Genomic DNA, 17,324 nt, shown 5'->3' with positions numbered 1-17,324 from the left:
GGGGGGACCTTCTGGTGCAGCCGCCGTCGCTTCGTCTGCGTGCAAGTCTTCCGGCTTCAGGCCTTGGTCGGGGCCAGCTGCATCGGAGCTTTCCGCTTGCAGATCGATGGTGACCGGCTCACTTTGCGCCTTGGGACGGCGCGGTGGCTTTCCCGTAGCCATAACAACCTCTCATTCCGTGCAGTGCAATGAACCTAGTCAGGGACGAACGTGAAGAAAAGGCCTCGGCGCAATTTTAAGCCGGCGAGATGCCCGACTGAGGTCGGGAACCAGCGGGCGGCAAAAGCGAGAGCAAGCTTTCCTCCGAAGGGTTCGGCGCTATTTTGGCACGAACGTACAGCTCGCCCGGAAGTTTCTCGGCGATGACCCTGCTCAGGCAATACGGTACGATGTCCAGGGCCAGCTGCGGTGCTTCCACGACCGCCTGCAACTCCATAAAGCGCCGAAGGCTTTCGGATGAGTAGTGAAGAACTGCGTCAGGACGGCGGCCGCGGAGAAATCGTAGCTGTTCGTCGAGCGATGGCTGCACCGCGTCCATCCGGTAGCACTCACACACTTCGAACGGGATTGCAGCTTCCCGAAGCGCCTGTTCGAGAGACTGAGCGCGCGGGGTCCCAGCGAGGTAGACAAGCGGTGCACCGAGCGCTTCGCCGGCGGCGTGGGAGGATATAATTTCCGCCAGTAAAGCTCCGTCTCCGTTCCCGGCAATGACATTCTCAAACTGGAGGGCTTGTGCTTCCTGAGCAGTAGCAGCGCCAACGGCGAAAATGGGGAGCTTCTTCCAGATGCTGACGAGATCTCCGGTTTGACCGATGGCACGAAGCGCTTCAGCGCTGGTTACGACCAGACCGGAGGCGGGCTTCGACAGCACCTGTGAGATGCTTTCCGGAAAATGCCTAGCGGCAGAGAGGGGCATCGTCACCGCGTCGTGTCCCAGTTCCCGCAACCGTGCTGCGGTGCGTGCCGCTGCCGGTTCGGGACGGGTCACAAGCACGCGCAAGCTCAGCCCCACGCCGCGAAGAAGCTTGGCCCTGCCACTTCGCGAATCTGGCGACCCGCCTCCACTCCAAGTTCTGTCGCCGACGAGCGTCGTCCCTCGATTGTAACGCTGTGATGGCTCGATCCGTCCGGCGTCAGAACCATCCCGGAAAATCGAATATCCTCGCCGTCGCAAGTTGCAAATCCGGCTATGGGCGTCCGACAAGATCCGTCGAGGCTCGCCAGGAACCCACGCTCGCAGCTCACCGCATCATAGGTTTCTCGATGATTGATGGCCGCGAGGAGGGTTTCGACCCTGGGGTCGCCGACGCGGCTCTCGATGCATATGGCCCCTTGTGCCGGTGCCGGCGGAAATTCGACCGGGTCCAGCAGTTCTGTCGGAACATCATGCTTGCCGAGCCTACGCAGTCCCGCATAGGCGAGAAGCGTCGCATCGACCTGACCCTCCTCCAGCTTGCGCAGCCGAGTATCGACCAGCCCCCGAAAGGTGATGACATTGATGTCGGGACGAAGCCTGCGGATAAGAGCCTGGCGTCGAAGCGAGGATGATCCGATCGTTGCGCCTTGCGGGAGCTCCATCAAGGTTTTGGCCGTGCGTCCGACAAAAGCGTCACGGGGATCTTCCCTTGGCAGGAACGCGCAAAGGTGAAGCCCATCCTGAAGTTTGGTCGGCATATCCTTGGACGAGTGTACCGCAAGATCTAGCTCGCCCGACAGCAATTGTTCCTCCAGTTCCTGGGTGAACAATCCCTTGCCGCCTATTTCGGATAGTGCGCGATCGGTAATTCGGTCGCCGGCAGTGGAAAGAACCACGATTTCGAAAGAGTCGGCGGGCAGCCCGTGGGTAGCCATCAGCCTGTCCCGCGTCTCGTATGTCTGGGCGAGCGCTAGCGGGCTGCCGCGTGTGCCGATGCGAAAAGGTTTTGTTTGCATCCGCTTTCATCCGTTGTTACCGACTGTCCTCGTAAACGTCTTTCAATTTCATCGCAATCGACGACCGGCGTAAATGGCATCCTTCCTGCGTGTTCTGGGTATCGAAACCAGCTGTGACGAGACGGCTGCATCCATTGTGGTGCGTCATCCCGACGGTCGTGGAGAGATCGTGTCCGATGTTGTGCTGAGCCAGCTTGACGACCATTCAGCCTATGGCGGCGTGGTGCCGGAAATTGCCGCCCGTGCTCATGTTGAGGCGATCGATACGCTTGTTCACGAAGCGCTGCAGCGGGCCGGGACAACATTGCGCGATATCGACGCAGTTGCTGCGACGGCGGGGCCTGGCCTCATCGGTGGACTCATTGTCGGCTTGATGACCGGGAAGGCGATCGCGCGCGCGTCCGGTAAACCTCTTTACGCGATAAATCATCTTGAAGGACATGCGCTGACAGCGCGCCTGACGGACGAGTTGCATTTCCCATTCCTCATGCTTCTGGTGTCGGGCGGACACACCCAATTGGTGCTCGTGCGAGGTGTCGGCGACTATGAGCGGTGGGGCACGACCATTGATGATGCGCTTGGAGAGGCGTTCGACAAGACAGCCAAGTTGCTCGGTCTTCCGTACCCGGGTGGACCGGCAGTAGAGAAGGCGGCGGCAAGCGGCAATGCACTTCGTTTCGACCTTCCTCGCCCACTCGTTGGCGAAAAGCGCCTGGATTTTTCCTTTTCCGGTTTGAAGACAGCTGTGCGTCAGGCCGCCGAAAGCCTGGCGCCCATCACCGACAGCGACGTGTCGGACATTTGCGCTTCTTTCCAGCGGGCCATCGGACGAACTCTCGACGACAGAGTTGGTCGGGGCCTCGAACGATTCAGGTCGGAATTTCCTGAAATGCATAACACGCCAGCGCTTGTTGTCGCCGGGGGGGTCGCGGCAAACCAGTCACTTCGAGCCGGCTTGCAGGCCCTTTGCGATCGGTACCGTTTCCGCTTCCTTGCGCCGCCGCATCGTCTCTGTACGGACAATGCGGCGATGATCGCCTGGGCTGCGCTGGAGCGCATGGCTCTCGGGATCGGCTCAGATGGACTCGACACCCAGCCGCGTTCGCGATGGCCGCTGGACATGGAAACGCCATCGGTCCTTGGCCATGGCAAGCGTGGAGCCAAGGCATGAGCACACGTCCGAAAATTGTTATTATCGGTGCCGGAGCATTCGGTACCGCACTTGCAACTGTCGTCGCGCTGGAAGGCAAAGCAGACGTTACGCTTTTGGGACGCGATGCCGCGCTGATGGCAGATCTCGGAATGGAAGGCGTTCACGATGCCGCGCTGCCCGGCATTCTCCTTCCTGATTCGCTCAAGTATTCCAGCGAACCAGACGTGCTACAACAGGCCGACATCGTGCTGATGGCTGTCCCATCCCAGGCACACGCGGATGCAGCATTGCAATACGGTCCCTATTTTTCGCCTAAGGCGAGCATTGTCACGTGCGCCAAAGGCATCGACCGGACCTCGACGCGCCTGTTGACCGAGGTCCTTGAGCAGGCAGTCCCCAACCACGACATCGCGGTGTTATCCGGCCCTGGGTTTGCCACCGATATCGCCAAAGGTCTTCCAACAGCCATGGTTCTCGCCGCAACGGACCTCGGCAAAGCCGAATATCTGGCACGGATGCTTTCAAGTCGAACCTTCCGATTGTACGCATCACCGGATCGCGTCGGCGCGCAGCTTGGCGGAGCGCTCAAGAATGTCCTCGCCATCGCCTGTGGAATTGTGGAGGGTAAGGGTTTAGGAGAGTCCGCGCGTGCCGCCCTGATCGCCAGGGGGCTGGCGGAGATGTCTCGATTTGTCGCCGCCAAGGGTGGCAGGCCGGAGACGGTCGCGGGGTTGTCTGGACTGGGCGATCTTGTGTTGACGGCGACAAGCCATCAGTCCCGCAATCTTCGCTTCGGCATTTCTCTCGGGCATGGTGACGCCATCGATTTCTCGAGCGGAATTCTCGTCGAAGGTGCTTTTACCGCCACGGTCGCAGCGCGCCTTGCGGACGGACTGTCAGTCGCGATGCCAATTACGGATGCCGTGGCTGCCGTCATCGACGGTCGATTGGATATACCGTCTGCAATCGAACAATTGATGACTCGGCCGATCACGACCGAATGATACAGTTGAAGGAAGATAGAATGCTGTTTGCTTTTCTCTGCACGGATAAACCTGGGCATCTCAACGTCAGGATGGACACACGTCCGGCCCATGTCGAATGGCTGAACGCGCTGAATACCGCTGGTACGCTAAAGATCGCCGGCCCGTTCCTCGATCCGGATGGAAAACCATGTGGTAGCCTCGTGATCGTTTCGGCCGAAAACATTGAGGCGGCGCGGACCATCTCGGAGGCAGATCCCTATGCCAAGGCCGGATTGTTCGACAAGGTGGAGATCAAACCCTACAACTGGGTGTTCAACAATCCGGAGGCGTAAGAGATGGCTTTCTGGCTCTACAAATCCGAACCCTTCAAATGGTCATGGGAGATGCAGAAGGCCAAAGGTGAGGCCGGCGAGGAATGGTCTGGCGTGCGAAACTATCTTGCGCGCAACAACATGCGGGCCATGAAACTTGGAGACAAAGGCTTTTTCTACCACTCAAACGAGGGCCTAGAAATCGTCGGTATCGTTGAGGTGTGCGCTCTTTCCCATCCCGACTCGACCGCCGACGGAGACGCGCGTTGGGATTGTGTCGACATCCGCGCAGTGTGCGACATGCCGAAGCCAGTTAGCCTCAAAGACATCAAGGCCAATCCAAAGCTTGCGAAAATGTCGCTCGTCACGTCCATGCGGCTTTCCGTGCAACCCGTTACGGACGATGAGTATATCGAGGTTTGCCGAATGGGCGGTCTCGACAACCCGCCGCGCTGACCTGTCTATGAGAACAGAGCCGGAGCGGTTCATTCTGGGTAACACTAGCGTGCTGTCGCCCCCGCATGTACCGGAAATTCAGCTTCATCTGGCCAGTGAGGTTCACGATCTCTGGCAGAAAACGGAAGAGGACCTCGAGGCGATCGGTCTTCCGCCACCCTTCTGGGCCTTTGCCTGGGCAGGCGGCCAGGGTTTGGCCCGCTACCTTCTTGATCATCCGGAGAAGGTTCGAGGAAAGAAAGTACTCGATTTTGCAAGCGGGTCCGGTCTTGTGGCCATTGCGGCCGCAGTTGCGGGCGCCTCCGACGTAACGGCGTCGGATATTGATCCTTGGTCGCGATCGGCGACAAAACTGAACTGTTCTCTGAACGATGTTTCCGTTACCTTTTCGAGCGATGACTTGCTGGGAAAAGATGTTGATTTCGACGTTGTTCTAGCCGGTGATGTTTTCTACGACGCTGCGCTGGCAGGCCGGATAGTCTCATGGTTCGAATACCTCGCAGCGAAAGGTGTCGAGATTCTGGTGGGCGATCCGGGACGTACCTATCTACCGAAGACCAGACTCGCCGCCGTTGCGGTATACGAGGTACCGGTCAGTCGCGTGCTTGAGGATAGTGAGGTTAAGAAGACAACAGTATGGCGCTTCAGTTAGGCTGCTAATACGTCTTGAGCGTTCAGTTTGCCGGACGAATGACGCATACGCCGGCTTCGAATGAACAGGCCGCTTCGCCTTCCTCTGCGGACACCTCGATAATTCGTGCCTTTGGAGCGCGGTATGCGGGCGGTATCGCCGGCGGCGAGGCCTGGACAGAGAAATAGATACCGTTGCCCTTAATCCGTGTCGCAGAAATAGCACCTGAGAATGTGCCGAGACCTTTGATGACGGACGGCAGACCGTTGCCGCCCGCCACGTCGCGGTGAAGGTGTCCATGCCGCTCAGTAGCCATTGCGGTCATTGGTGCTGTCAAGAAACACATGACGGCCAGCGACAGAACGGCAAAGTAAGATAGGCGCATGGGTCTGACCTCTAACTGAGGGTTAACAAAATGTTAAGCCACCATGCAGGATATGGTTGCTAAAGTCATCCACTTGCTGGGTTTTTTCGTAAAGACTAGGTCGGTGGAGTGTGAGGCTAAAGTTCTATTCACTCGAATCGATTAAATTGAAATCGTCAGGCGAATGTGCTTGTCGTCGAGGGGATCGGGGATTAAACGTCCCCCTGATGCGATGCACCAAAAGCTTGGTGACTTGCTACCGAAATGTCCGAAATCTCGGACCGCATCGAGACGCCGCGAGGTTTAGATGGCGAATGTGACAAAAAACCGGCCCCTGTCGCCGCATCTTCAAATTTACAAGCCTATCCCCACGATGGTGATGTCGATAATGCATCGCATCACAGGCGGGGCGCTGTATTTTGGTACCATTCTGGTTGCCTGGTGGCTTATCGCTGCCTCCACGGGAGCAAGCTATTTCGAATGGGTCAACTGGGCGTTTGGTACGATCCTCGGCCGATTGGTGTTGTTCGGGTATACTTGGGCGCTTGTCCATCACATGCTGGGCGGTATTCGCCACTTTATGTGGGATCTGGGCTACGGATTCGAAAAGGAATTCTCAACCCGGCTTGCCAAGGCAACACTCGCCGGTTCTGTCGTTCTGACGATCTTGATCTGGGTCATTGGCTATCTCATCCGCTAAAAAGGGCCGTTCTTCATGGAAATGCGTACTCCCCTTTCAAAAGTCCGCGGGCTCGGTTCCGCAAAGGACGGAACGGAACATTTCTGGCGACAGAGACTGACAGCGGTTGCCAATGTCCCGCTCATTATCTTCTTCGTCCTCTTCCTGCTCGTGCATGTCGGCGCACCCTACCAGGATGTCGTCGCTTCTCTCGCTAATCCGATCGTGGCCGTGCTCATGGCCTTCGTGCTGATTTCCGGTCTAATTCATATGAAGCTCGGTATGCAGGTTATCATCGAGGACTATATCCACGCTGAAGGCATCAAGGTTCTGCTTTTGATGCTGAACACTTTCTTCGCGCTTCTGGTTGGCGGCCTCTGTCTTTTCGCCATCCTGAAGATCGCGTTCGTAGGATAATTCATCATGGCAAGCTCATCTTCTCCCGCTGTCAACGGCAAGGCGTACACCTACGTTGATCATTCCTATGACGTTATTGTGGTTGGTGCCGGTGGCGCAGGACTCCGCGCGACGCTCGGCATGGCCGAACAGGGCTTCAAGACGGCTTGCATCACCAAGGTCTTCCCGACCCGCTCCCATACCGTCGCGGCGCAGGGCGGCATCGCAGCATCGCTCAACAACATGACGCCGGATTGCTGGCAGTGGCATCTGTACGACACTGTCAAGGGTTCCGACTGGCTTGGTGACGTTGACGCCATGCAGTATTTGGCCATGGAAGCGCCGAAGGCTGTCTATGAGTTGGAGCATTACGGCGTTCCTTTCTCCCGTAATGAGGAAGGCAAGATCTATCAGCGCCCGTTCGGCGGCCACATGCAGAACTATGGCGACGGCCCTCCGGTACAGCGTACCTGCGCCGCTGCCGACCGTACTGGCCACGCCATCCTGCACACGCTTTATGGCCAATCGCTGCGCAACAATGCCGAATTCTTCATCGAGTATTTCGCACTCGATCTGATCATGTCGGATGACGGTCGCTGCACAGGCGTCGTCGCCTGGAACCTTGACGATGGCACGATCCATCGTTTCGCGGCCAAGATGGTGGTGCTGGCGACCGGTGGCTATGGCCGCGCCTATTTCTCGGCGACTTCGGCTCACACCTGCACCGGCGACGGCGGCGGCATGATCGCGCGCGCCGGCCTTCCGCTACAGGACATGGAATTCGTCCAGTTCCATCCGACGGGCATCTATGGCGCTGGCTGTCTGATTACCGAGGGTGCGCGCGGCGAAGGCGGTTACCTCGTCAATTCCGAGGGCGAGCGCTTTATGGAGCGTTATGCGCCCTCCGCGAAGGACCTCGCCTCGCGTGACGTGGTTTCGCGTTGCATGACGATGGAAATCCGTGAAGGCCGCGGCGTCGGCAAGAACAAGGACCACATCTTCCTGCATCTCGACCACCTGGATCCGGCCGTTTTGCACGAGCGTCTGCCGGGAATTTCCGAATCGGCCAAAATTTTTGCGGGTGTCGACGTGACGCGCGAGCCGATCCCAGTCCTGCCGACGGTTCACTACAACATGGGCGGCATTCCGACGAACTATTGGGGCGAGGTGTTGAACGCCGACAGCGCCAATCCCGAGCGTATTGCTCCCGGTCTGATGGCTGTCGGTGAGGCGGGCTGTGCATCCGTTCATGGTGCAAACCGACTGGGCTCCAACTCGCTCATCGACTTGGTCGTGTTCGGCCGCGCAGCTGCAATTCGCGCCGGTCAGATCATTGACAAGTCGGAGCCGATTCCCGCTCTCAACACCACAGCGTGCGACAAAATCATGGAGCGTTTCGACGGTCTGCGGCACGCCAGCGGTTCTACCCCTACCGCCGTGCTGCGGGACAAGATGCAGCGGGCCATGCAGGAGGATGCCGCGGTCTTCCGCACGCAAGAGTCGCTGGAATCGGGTTGCAAGCGCCTTTCGGCGATCTGGAAGGAGCTGCCGGACGTAAAGGTGACCGACCGTTCGATGATCTGGAACTCGGATCTCGTCGAAACGCTGGAACTGCATAACCTTATGGCGAACGCCATTACCACGGTCTATGGCGCTGAAGCCCGCAAGGAAAGCCGCGGCTCGCACGCCCGTGAGGATTACGCGACCGGCCCGTTGGGTGGCCGCGACGATGTGAACTGGCGCAAGCATACGCTGGCGTGGGTTTCGGAAGCGGGCGACGTCAAGCTAGATTATCGACCGGTTCACACCGACTTGATCGCTGATGGCATCGATCCGAAGAAGATTGAGCCCAAGGCTCGTGTGTACTGATGGAGTTGCTGCGCAAAGGCTGGAAGCAAATGCAGACTGGCTGCCAAACATTTGCGCCGTCTCGTCTCAATGCCGCTGGTCGACGCGATAGGACGTGCTGTCTGTGAGGAATCGTCGAGGGAAGTCGGTTTTGAAGAGAGCCTCGAGAAACTCTTCCGACCAGCAGCTTGGCAGGGGTTTGAAGTGGTGAAGAAGGTCTGCATCAACGTCAATCTGCCCCAGGCGACCAACATCTATGGCGCGAAGGCGTTGAGTTTGTTCATGGATGGCAAGGAACTTTTGGTGGATCGCGTCCTTTGCTGCGTCGGGATGATCGATCGCGTAGACGGGGCGGCCCGCGGCGATGGCGTCAGCGACCATGGAACGGCTGTCAGCCGTGCAAAAGACAAGTTCGCATTTTGCAAGATAGGTGGAAATAACCGCTTCAGGGTTGCTGCCATACCAAACAGCTTGTTCGAAAACCGACGCCGGAAAAGCCGAGGACAATCGCCTTTCAGTGTCGTTGCCCGTTCGACGCGACGTCGTGACGAGAAGGCGTGCGTCAAGGCGCGTTGCCAATTGCGTCAGACCGCTCGCTATTTGGTCCCAGTCCGTCTTGGTATATCGGTATCCTGCTCCATCTCCACCGATCAATACCGCCCATCGTCGCTTTTGGTCGGCAAGGTTCTTAGTGGACATGCTGTCGATGTCGCGACGCAAGACGGGTGTCGGGTAGATGGGCAGTTTGACGTGCGGCGTGCAGCCTGTATCGACGTTCTCTTCGGCGATCAGCGCGAGAAAGTCAAAACGGGATGCCGGGAGATTGAGCGGCCAGCCAATGTGGATCGTAAAGGCACCTTGCTGTCCGCCGAAGAGCGCAGCCGTATATTCGGAACGCGCAAGGGCAGTTATGACGACATCCGGCTTTTCGAGCCTGAGTGTTGTTCCTCTGTAAAGCAGATATTCAAGAATGCGGGACAGAAGATCGTTCCGAGACGAGCCGATGAAGCCGTGGTTCAGTGCCCAGTTGATCAACGGGCGGATACGCTTGCTCCTTATCGTCTTTCGAACGATGACGATCTCGGAGGGAATGCGGGTCGCGATAGCCCGCGCGAGACCCATGCATTGGTTAGTAACGCCTTGAAGGCCCGTTTCAACAATCCAGATACGCATCAACTGACCTGCGCTGTTCGAACGTCTTTGGTGAATAAACGGATATGACGGAAATGGACGAAACATCCAAGCAGCCCATTGCCGTTATCTTTGCAAACATGAAGGGCAACCTTGGCGACTTCGCGATTCTCCACGCCATGCTTCTTGGTTTGGGGAATAAGAACCCCGGCACCTCCATTCACGTCTACTCTCATCCCATGAGACGTGACGATGCGAAGCGGATGGAAGCTTTCCGTCTTGCTGCTCCGACGTACGAATATTGTGGTCCGTCCTACGGTTCGAAGCCAGGGAAGCTTACAATGATGGCTTTGAAACTGGGCGTGCTTCCCGGTGGATTGGCAGCCGTCATCCGTGCATCCGCAGAAAAGTGGACCAAGGATTTCCGCAGCTTCTCAAAATACAGCGCCGTCTATGTGGCCGGTGGCGAGCAATGGAACGGTCGCGGACTCGGGGCCCTGATGTTTGCTTCGCTGAAGGCTTTGCGTGGGCTTGGCGTTCCCGTCTATTGTTTTCCGTTCTCCATAAAGCCGAAACTTTCGAAACTCTATTCGCCACAGCAGATCAAGGAGCTCTTCTCCTTGCTAAGTGAGCCGCTGGTTGTTCGTGACGTCACTTCCGCCGATTTCCTGGCGAAATTTGGCGTAGCGTCCGCGGTCGGTGCTGACAGCGTATTCGCGCTGGAAACAGAAGTTTCCAAAATCCCGCCTGCGGAGGGACGTGATGCAAGCCGTGTTCTTCTCGCTGTTACGGGAAACTATGCGAATATCGCAGCTGCTGCCTCGACGCTGAAATCAGCCGGCTACAAGGTTGAGGCAATCACAACTTGCGAGATCGAGGACAAAGAAAATCTGGAACGACTGAGACGAGAACTCGGTGTCGGCTATTGGGCTCCGTCGACCTGGCAGGGCTTTGTTTCTGAAGTTAAGGCTTCCCAGTTGGTGGTCACCAATCGGCTGCACGGAGTCATATTGTCGGTCCTGTCGGGAAGTCTGCTCTATCCGGTCACGGACAGAAACAAGGTCGCATCGTTTGTCAAGGATGCTCGAATTAAGCACTATGCCGTCAGCCTGAGCGCTTTAGGAGAGACGCAGATCGCTGACGCTTTAATCGCTCGTCAGGATACCCTTCGTCTTACCTCTGCCTACCTAGAAGGGCGGAGAAGCTTGCCTTGTAGCCCACTCCGTGACGCTGAAAATGGAGAGGTTCATGTTCAAATCTCATGAACTGGTGGCGAAGCACGCGGACATTCACCGCCGGACCGACCGGCTGACATCTGAATTCGACTCATACGCGAGGAAAGACTAACATGGTTGAACTTGCACTTCCCAAGAACTCACAGATGACCGAGGGCAAGGTATGGCCCAAGCCGGAGGGTGCGAAGAATGTCCGGGAGTACCGCATCTATCGCTGGAACCCCGACGATGGCGCCAATCCGCGGATCGACACCTACTATATTGACGTCGACGACTGCGGACCGATGGTCCTCGACGGGCTCCTCTACATCAAGAACAAGGTCGACCCGACGCTGACACTGCGGCGTTCCTGTCGCGAAGGCATTTGCGGTTCCTGCGCGATGAACATCGACGGAACAAACACTCTCGCCTGCACCAAGGGCATGGACGACATAAACGGGACCGTAAAGGTATACCCGCTACCCCACATGCCGGTGGTCAAGGACCTGGTACCTGATCTCACCAACTTCTACGCCCAGCACCGCTCGATCGAGCCTTGGCTCAAGACTGTTTCGCCGACGCCTGCGAAAGAATGGCGGCAAAGCCATGATGACCGGCTCAAGTTGGATGGACTCTACGAGTGCATCCTTTGTGCCTGCTGCTCGACATCCTGTCCGAGCTATTGGTGGAACGGAGACCGCTATCTGGGTCCGGCGGTTTTGCTGCAGGCGTATCGCTGGCTGATCGATAGCCGCGATGAAGCCACAGGAGAGAGACTCGACAATCTAGAAGATCCTTTCCGCCTCTATCGTTGCCACACGATCATGAACTGTGCTCAGACCTGCCCGAAAGGGCTCAACCCCGCCAAGGCGATTGCTGAGATCAAGAAGATGATGGTCGAGCGGCGCGTCTGATCCACCTCGAAAGAACTTATGCAACCTGCAGAGGCGGGCGGCGTTATTTCTTGATCTTGGGCTTGAAGCTGACGGCTGGCCCATTATCCTTGAACCCTACCGATTTGCTGAGCATGGCGAAATTTCGCCGTGTTTGTCCGAGAGGGGTTGGCGATGCGGAAAAGCGGGAGTGTAACGATGAAGTTCAGCTATGTGGCAACAGGTGTGGCGATTATGGTTGTCCTCGCTGGATGCCAGCGCACCTCTTATAGTGGTCTCAGTCCATCGGATTCACTTCCACCACTCCAGGCGCAACCAGTGCCGAGCGTACAGTCGGGGCAATTGCCGCCCCCAGGCGCGCCTGCCGATCCAAGCCAGTTCCCGGCTGCACCGGCGTCGGCAACTCCCGGTGCTACAGACGTCGCGCCGGCTACGGCACTGGACGTGACTAAGGAGCAAATGGTCGGGAACTGGCGTGTGACCAATGCCGGTGCTTCATGCGACATGTTCCTGACGTTGACCAACCTTGGTTCGGGTTCACGTGGCGGTACACGTGGCTGTGCTGGCGTCCTAACCTCCATGGGGTCTTGGGAGGTCGCCAGCAAACAAGTGGTTCTCAAGGACCGAGGCGGCAATGTCATCGGTCGTCTGTACAAGACAGCGGATGCTCGGTTTGACGGTACGACGAATGATGGACAACCGGTCAGCCTGAGCCGATAGCCAGCGGTATCTTCAGCAACGACGATCCGGAGTGTCGAATGCAGCCAGTTCCCGACTATGCGACGAGCGTCGGAGAGCAGTTGAACGGTCTTAATCAGGATGGAACGTTGCGGGCGGATGCGGCACAGATGGATGTCGCCCGCCGATTGGACAAGGTCCTGCTCGCCCTCAAGGAGAGACGTCCCGCGACGAAGTCCAGTGCTCTCGGCTGGATGTTTGCTAAGCGTCGCAAGCCAGACACCCCGATCAGGGGACTTTACATCCACGGTAGCGTTGGTCGAGGCAAGACCATGCTCATGGACATGTTCTTCAGGATGGCTCCGACCGAGAAGAAACGTCGGGCGCATTTTCATGAATTCATGGCTGACGTGCATGGCAGAATTCATGCTCATCGGCAGAAACTGAAGAACGGAGAGACGCGTGAAGCTGATCCCGTTCCGCCGGTCGCTGCCTCTATCCTCTCTGAATCGACCCTGCTCTGCTTCGACGAGTTCACGGTCACGGACATCGCCGATGCGATGATCCTCGGGCGGCTCTTCACGGAATTGTTTGCGCGCGGGTGCACTCTGGTGGCCACCTCTAACGTGAAACCAGACAACCTGTATAGCGACGGCCTTAATCGCGGACTTTTTCTGCCCTTCATTGCTTTGTTGCAGAACTACGTCGATGTCGTCTCGCTCGATTCGCCGACGGATTACCGTTTGGAGAAGTTGGATCGGCAGCCCGTCTACATGATGCCTCTCAACGAGAGCACGCGCGCATCAATGAATGAAGCTTGGATTGCCCTCTCTGGGGGCCAGGCTGAGAGGTCGGAGCAAATTCCGATCAAGGGCAGGGCGATCCCGGTCCGTCGTGTCGTGGGACGCATGGCGTGGTTTTCGTTTGACGAACTTTGCGACAGGCCTCTTGGGGCACCCGACTTTCTTCAGATCTCCGATCGCTACGACACGATATTCCTGGAGGGGATTCCGGTCCTCGGACCTGAGAAGAGAAATCAGACGAAGCGTTTTATTATCTTAATCGATTCACTCTATGACAAGGGCGTGCGTCTTTATGCTTCTGCGGAGGCTATGCCAGAGCAGCTTCTTCCACAAAGGAAGGGGGTCGAGGGGTTCGAATTCGATCGGACTATCTCGCGCCTTTTTGAGATGAGAAGTGCTGACTATCTTTCAAAGCATCCCGCCAAAGTCGCATAAGCCAGCGTAATAATTTACGTTTACGTAAGAATTTTTTATTCTAACCGATTGAAAAATAAGCTTTTCAAATTATCGGTTGCCATTTTCTTGCTTTAGCGGTAAGCGAATTGCCACAAAGGTCGGCACAAATCTCCTGTCAGCCTGAGTTTTGATCCAAGAGGAAGCACTTCAATGGCGCGCAAAAAGATCGCACTTATCGGTTCGGGAATGATTGGTGGCACGCTGGCGCATCTGGCCGGTCTGAAGGAACTGGGCGATATCGTCCTGTTCGACATCGCCGACGGTATCCCGCAGGGCAAGGGACTTGATATCGCCCAGTCGTCGCCAGTTGAAGGCTTCAATGCCAAGCTTACTGGCGCGAGTGACTATGCTGCCATCGAAGGTGCGGATGTGTGCATCGTCACCGCAGGTGTTGCCCGCAAGCCGGGCATGAGCCGTGATGATCTTCTCGGCATCAACCTCAAGGTCATGGAGCAGGTCGGAGCGGGCATCAAGAAGTATGCCCCGAACGCATTCGTAATCTGCATTACCAATCCACTCGACGCGATGGTCTGGGCGTTGCAGAAGTTTTCCGGTCTGCCGGCAAACAAGGTTGTCGGCATGGCCGGCGTTCTCGACTCCGCTCGTTTCCGTCTTTTCCTGTCGGAAGAGTTCAACGTGTCGGTCCAGGACGTCACGGCGTTCGTGCTCGGTGGTCATGGCGACACCATGGTGCCGCTCGCCCGCTATTCGACCATCGCCGGCATTCCGCTGACTGATCTTGTGAAGATGGGCTGGTGCACCAAGGAGCGCCTGGAAGAGATCATCCAGCGCACCCGTGATGGTGGCGCCGAGATTGTCGGCCTGCTCAAGACCGGCTCGGCTTACTACGCGCCTGCAGCGTCCGCGATCGAGATGGCGGAATCCTATCTCAAGGACAAGAAGCGCGTCCTGCCCTGCGCCGCCTTCCTTTCTGGCCAGTACGGCGTGAAGGACATGTATGTCGGCGTCCCGGTCGTGATCGGCTCCGGGGGCGTCGAGCGCATCATCGAGATCGACCTGAACAAGGCCGAGGAAGAAGCCTTCCAGAAGTCTGTCGGTGCTGTCGCTGGCCTCTGCGAAGCCTGCATCAATATCGCCCCGGCTCTCAAGTAAGTGCCATAGGCCCAGGATAGGGACACGACGATGAATATTCATGAATACCAAGCCAAGGCGCTCCTGAAGGATTTCGGTGCGCCGGTCGCAAAAGGTGTAGCGATCCTTAAGGTCGAAGAAGCCGAAGCTGCGGCCAAGCAGCTTCCCGGTCCACTTTACGTGGTGAAGAGCCAGATCCATGCTGGCGGCCGCGGCAAGGGCAAGTTCAAGGAACTCGGCCCTGACGCCAAGGGCGGCGTTCGTCTGGCAAAGTCGATCGAGGAAGTCGTGGCGCACGCCAAGGACATGCTCGGCAACACGCTGGTGACGGCCCAGACCGGCGAAGCCGGGAAGCAGGTCAACCGCCTCTACATCGAAGACGGTGCTGACATCGCCCGCGAACTCTACTGCTCGCTGCTGGTCGACCGCTCCGTTGGCCAGGTTGCCTTCGTCGTTTCGACCGAAGGCGGCATGGACATCGAGGCTGTAGCCCATGACACGCCCGAGAAGATTCATACGATTGCGATCGACCCGCAGGCCGGTGTCACGACAGCCGACGTTGCCAAAATCTCGGCTGCGCTGGAACTGACCGGTGCTGCCGCGGAAGACGCCAAGTCGCTCTTCCCGATCCTCTACAAGGCCTTCTCTGAAAAGGACATGGCACTCCTCGAGATCAACCCGCTCATTGTCATGCAAGACGGGCACCTGCGTGTTCTCGACGCCAAGGTGTCCTTCGACGGCAATGCGCTCTTCCGCCACGACGACGTGCGGGCCCTGCGTGATGAGACGGAAGAAGACTCCAAGGAAATCGAAGCCTCGAAGTGGGACCTCGCTTATGTTGCCCTCGACGGCAATATCGGCTGCATGGTGAATGGTGCCGGTCTCGCCATGGCGACCATGGACATCATCAAGCTTTACGGCAAGGAGCCGGCAAACTTCTGCGACGTCGGTGGTGGCGCGGGCAAGGAGAAGGTCGCAGCTGCCTTCAAGATCATCACGGCCGACCCGAAGGTCGAGGGCATCCTCGTCAACATCTTCGGCGGCATCATGAAGTGCGATGTCATCGCCGAAGGCGTTGTCGCTGCCGTGCAGGAAGTTGGCCTGAAGGTTCCGCTCGTCGTGCGCCTCGAAGGCACCAATGTCGAACTTGGCAAGAAAATCCTGAACGAATCCGGTCTCGCGATCACCGCAGCGGATGATCTGGACGACGCTGCCAAGAAGATCGTCGCGGCGATCAACGGCTAATCTGAGGAACCTATTCGATGTCCATTCTTGTAAACAAGAACACCAAGGTCCTCGTTCAGGGCCTGACCGGCAAGACCGGTACCTTCCACACCGAACAGGCGCTCGCCTATTACGGCACGCAGATGGTCGGCGGCATCCATCCGAAGAAGGGGGGCGAAAGCTGGACCGGCTCCAAGGGCGAAACCCTGCCGATCTTCGCGACCGTTGCCGAAGCCAAGGAAAAGACCGGTGCAGATGCATCCGTGATCTACGTTCCGCCGGCCGGTGCAGCCGACGCGATCATCGAAGCCATCGACGCCGAGATCCCGTTTATCACCTGCATCACCGAGGGTATCCCGGTCATGGACATGGTGCGGGTCAAGGCCAAGCTCGACAAGTCCAAGTCGCGCCTCCTCGGACCGAACTGCCCGGGCATCCTGACGCCGGAAGAGTGCAAGATCGGCATCATGCCGGGTTCGATCTTCCGCAAGGGTTCGGTCGGCATTGTATCGCGCTCCGGCACGCTTACATATGAAGCCGTGTTCCAGACCTCGAACGAAGGCCTCGGCCAGACCACTGCAGTCGGCATCGGCGGCGACCCGGTCAAGGGAACCGAATTCATCGACGTACTCGAGATGTTCCTGGCAGACCCGGAAACCACCTCGATCATCATGATCGGCGAAATCGGCGGTTCGGCTGAAGAAGATGCGGCGCAGTTCCTCATCGACGAAGCCAAGAAGGGCCGCAAGAAGCCGATGGCCGGTTTCATCGCAGGCCGTACCGCACCGAAGGGCCGCACCATGGGCCATGCCGGTGCAGTCGTTTCAGGTGGCAAGGGCGATGCGGAATCGAAGATCGCCGCCATGGAAGCTGCCGGTATCAAGGTTTCGCCTTCGCCGGCACGCCTGGGCAAGACCTTGGTCGAAGTCCTCAAGGGCTGACCTATATAAGGAAAGCGTCAGGCAAGGGAGGTTGGTTCACAATCGCCTTGCCTGATTTTGGCACTGAATATGATGCCCCGCGAGTGGCGGGATAGGCGGCAGGCCGAAGAGCGGCCTTCATCTCAAGTCGGGAGGC

18 protein-coding genes are annotated in these 17,324 nt (G+C 57.8%); 15 read left to right on the top strand and 3 right to left on the bottom strand.

Going from position 1 to position 17,324, the window contains the following annotated elements; all coding sequences use genetic code 11:
• Window positions 1–235 precede the first annotated feature (235 nt).
• Both J5J09_RS22215 and hemC read right to left on the bottom strand, forming a co-directional pair.
• Entirely contained in the window at window positions 236–988 is a 753-nt protein-coding gene (locus tag J5J09_RS22215; protein WP_348646509.1) for a uroporphyrinogen-III synthase, read from the bottom strand.
• Window positions 989–1,002: 14 nt separating this feature from the next.
• Window positions 1,003–1,932 carry a hydroxymethylbilane synthase gene (gene hemC / locus J5J09_RS22210; protein ID WP_208554401.1) on the bottom strand — a complete coding sequence of 310 codons (930 nt, stop codon included), beginning with the start codon at window positions 1,930–1,932 and terminating at the stop codon, window positions 1,003–1,005.
• Window positions 1,933–2,005: 73 nt separating this feature from the next.
• Here hemC and tsaD point away from each other — a divergent pair, with 73 nt between their 5' ends.
• From tsaD to sdhA, 8 genes are all read left to right on the top strand, one after another.
• Window positions 2,006–3,103 (top strand): tRNA (adenosine(37)-N6)-threonylcarbamoyltransferase complex transferase subunit TsaD, encoded by a 1,098-nt coding sequence (gene tsaD, locus J5J09_RS22205; protein ID WP_208554400.1) that lies wholly within the window; start codon window positions 2,006–2,008, stop codon window positions 3,101–3,103.
• Window positions 3,100–4,089 carry an NAD(P)H-dependent glycerol-3-phosphate dehydrogenase gene (locus J5J09_RS22200; protein WP_208554479.1) on the top strand — a complete coding sequence of 330 codons (990 nt, stop codon included), beginning with the start codon at window positions 3,100–3,102 and terminating at the stop codon, window positions 4,087–4,089. The genes tsaD and J5J09_RS22200 overlap by 4 nt, the downstream gene beginning before the upstream one ends.
• Before the next feature lie 20 nt (window positions 4,090–4,109).
• A complete protein-coding gene (locus J5J09_RS22195; RefSeq protein WP_208554399.1) occupies window positions 4,110–4,403 on the top strand; it encodes a YciI-like protein in 294 nt (97 codons plus the stop codon).
• 3 nt (window positions 4,404–4,406) lie between these two features.
• Window positions 4,407–4,838, top strand: a complete 432-nt coding sequence (locus tag J5J09_RS22190) for an EVE domain-containing protein (RefSeq protein WP_208554398.1) — start codon at window positions 4,407–4,409, stop codon at window positions 4,836–4,838.
• Between the two features lie 7 nt (window positions 4,839–4,845).
• Window positions 4,846–5,490 carry a methyltransferase gene (locus tag J5J09_RS22185; protein WP_208554397.1) on the top strand — a complete coding sequence of 215 codons (645 nt, stop codon included), beginning with the start codon at window positions 4,846–4,848 and terminating at the stop codon, window positions 5,488–5,490.
• Between the two features lie 650 nt (window positions 5,491–6,140).
• Window positions 6,141–6,533 carry a succinate dehydrogenase, cytochrome b556 subunit gene (sdhC, locus tag J5J09_RS22180; RefSeq protein WP_208554396.1) on the top strand — a complete coding sequence of 131 codons (393 nt, stop codon included), beginning with the start codon at window positions 6,141–6,143 and terminating at the stop codon, window positions 6,531–6,533.
• Between the two features lie 15 nt (window positions 6,534–6,548).
• Window positions 6,549–6,929, top strand: a complete 381-nt coding sequence (gene sdhD, locus J5J09_RS22175) for a succinate dehydrogenase, hydrophobic membrane anchor protein (protein WP_208554395.1) — start codon at window positions 6,549–6,551, stop codon at window positions 6,927–6,929.
• Between the two features lie 6 nt (window positions 6,930–6,935).
• Window positions 6,936–8,777 (top strand): succinate dehydrogenase flavoprotein subunit, encoded by a 1,842-nt coding sequence (gene sdhA / locus J5J09_RS22170; protein ID WP_208554394.1) that lies wholly within the window; start codon window positions 6,936–6,938, stop codon window positions 8,775–8,777.
• A 66-nt stretch (window positions 8,778–8,843) separates the two neighbouring features.
• Here the strand turns inward: sdhA and J5J09_RS22165 are convergent, their stop codons facing one another.
• Window positions 8,844–9,929 carry an ELM1/GtrOC1 family putative glycosyltransferase gene (locus J5J09_RS22165; RefSeq protein WP_208554393.1) on the bottom strand — a complete coding sequence of 362 codons (1,086 nt, stop codon included), beginning with the start codon at window positions 9,927–9,929 and terminating at the stop codon, window positions 8,844–8,846.
• A gap of 53 nt (window positions 9,930–9,982) precedes the next feature.
• Between J5J09_RS22165 and J5J09_RS22160 the strand changes: the two genes are divergently transcribed.
• The 7 genes from J5J09_RS22160 to sucD all read left to right on the top strand — a co-directional run bounded on the left by J5J09_RS22160 (window position 9,983) and on the right by sucD (window position 17,188).
• Window positions 9,983–11,152: a polysaccharide pyruvyl transferase family protein gene (locus tag J5J09_RS22160; RefSeq protein ID WP_208554392.1), complete on the top strand. Its 1,170-nt coding sequence runs from the start codon at window positions 9,983–9,985 to the stop codon at window positions 11,150–11,152.
• Between the two features lie 83 nt (window positions 11,153–11,235).
• Window positions 11,236–12,015, top strand: a complete 780-nt coding sequence (locus tag J5J09_RS22155) for a succinate dehydrogenase iron-sulfur subunit (RefSeq protein WP_208554391.1) — start codon at window positions 11,236–11,238, stop codon at window positions 12,013–12,015.
• Window positions 12,016–12,192: 177 nt separating this feature from the next.
• Complete coding sequence (locus tag J5J09_RS22150; RefSeq protein WP_208554390.1) at window positions 12,193–12,714, top strand: protease inhibitor Inh/omp19 family protein; 522 nt, start codon at window positions 12,193–12,195, stop codon at window positions 12,712–12,714.
• Window positions 12,715–12,752: 38 nt separating this feature from the next.
• On the top strand, window positions 12,753–13,910 hold the full coding sequence (gene zapE / locus J5J09_RS22145; RefSeq protein WP_208554389.1) for a cell division protein ZapE: 1,158 nt from the start codon (window positions 12,753–12,755) through the stop codon (window positions 13,908–13,910).
• Between the two features lie 171 nt (window positions 13,911–14,081).
• Window positions 14,082–15,044 carry a malate dehydrogenase gene (gene mdh / locus J5J09_RS22140; RefSeq protein WP_208554388.1) on the top strand — a complete coding sequence of 321 codons (963 nt, stop codon included), beginning with the start codon at window positions 14,082–14,084 and terminating at the stop codon, window positions 15,042–15,044.
• Between the two features lie 30 nt (window positions 15,045–15,074).
• Window positions 15,075–16,268 carry an ADP-forming succinate--CoA ligase subunit beta gene (gene sucC, locus J5J09_RS22135; protein WP_208554387.1) on the top strand — a complete coding sequence of 398 codons (1,194 nt, stop codon included), beginning with the start codon at window positions 15,075–15,077 and terminating at the stop codon, window positions 16,266–16,268.
• A 17-nt stretch (window positions 16,269–16,285) separates the two neighbouring features.
• Window positions 16,286–17,188, top strand: a complete 903-nt coding sequence (sucD, locus tag J5J09_RS22130) for a succinate--CoA ligase subunit alpha (protein ID WP_208554386.1) — start codon at window positions 16,286–16,288, stop codon at window positions 17,186–17,188.
• Window positions 17,189–17,324: the final 136 nt, after the last annotated feature.

The organism is Ciceribacter sp. L1K22, assembly GCF_017599385.1.
In the GTDB taxonomy this organism is placed as follows: Bacteria; Pseudomonadota; Alphaproteobacteria; order Rhizobiales; family Rhizobiaceae; genus Allorhizobium.
This window is presented reverse-complemented; position numbering and strand designations above follow the sequence as displayed.

Coding starts and splice junctions, on each gene's coding strand:
- hemC (WP_208554401.1), bottom strand. CDS start 1,932: ATGCAAACAAAACCTTTTCGCATCGGCACACGCGGCAGCCCGCTAGCG.
- tsaD (WP_208554400.1), top strand. CDS start 2,006: ATGGCATCCTTCCTGCGTGTTCTGGGTATCGAAACCAGCTGTGACGAG.
- J5J09_RS22200 (WP_208554479.1), top strand. CDS start 3,100: ATGAGCACACGTCCGAAAATTGTTATTATCGGTGCCGGAGCATTCGGT.
- J5J09_RS22195 (WP_208554399.1), top strand. CDS start 4,110: ATGCTGTTTGCTTTTCTCTGCACGGATAAACCTGGGCATCTCAACGTC.
- J5J09_RS22190 (WP_208554398.1), top strand. CDS start 4,407: ATGGCTTTCTGGCTCTACAAATCCGAACCCTTCAAATGGTCATGGGAG.
- J5J09_RS22185 (WP_208554397.1), top strand. CDS start 4,846: ATGAGAACAGAGCCGGAGCGGTTCATTCTGGGTAACACTAGCGTGCTG.
- sdhC (WP_208554396.1), top strand. CDS start 6,141: ATGGCGAATGTGACAAAAAACCGGCCCCTGTCGCCGCATCTTCAAATT.
- sdhD (WP_208554395.1), top strand. CDS start 6,549: ATGGAAATGCGTACTCCCCTTTCAAAAGTCCGCGGGCTCGGTTCCGCA.
- sdhA (WP_208554394.1), top strand. CDS start 6,936: ATGGCAAGCTCATCTTCTCCCGCTGTCAACGGCAAGGCGTACACCTAC.
- J5J09_RS22165 (WP_208554393.1), bottom strand. CDS start 9,929: ATGCGTATCTGGATTGTTGAAACGGGCCTTCAAGGCGTTACTAACCAA.
- J5J09_RS22160 (WP_208554392.1), top strand. CDS start 9,983: ATGGACGAAACATCCAAGCAGCCCATTGCCGTTATCTTTGCAAACATG.
- J5J09_RS22155 (WP_208554391.1), top strand. CDS start 11,236: ATGGTTGAACTTGCACTTCCCAAGAACTCACAGATGACCGAGGGCAAG.
- J5J09_RS22150 (WP_208554390.1), top strand. CDS start 12,193: ATGAAGTTCAGCTATGTGGCAACAGGTGTGGCGATTATGGTTGTCCTC.
- zapE (WP_208554389.1), top strand. CDS start 12,753: ATGCAGCCAGTTCCCGACTATGCGACGAGCGTCGGAGAGCAGTTGAAC.
- mdh (WP_208554388.1), top strand. CDS start 14,082: ATGGCGCGCAAAAAGATCGCACTTATCGGTTCGGGAATGATTGGTGGC.
- sucC (WP_208554387.1), top strand. CDS start 15,075: ATGAATATTCATGAATACCAAGCCAAGGCGCTCCTGAAGGATTTCGGT.
- sucD (WP_208554386.1), top strand. CDS start 16,286: ATGTCCATTCTTGTAAACAAGAACACCAAGGTCCTCGTTCAGGGCCTG.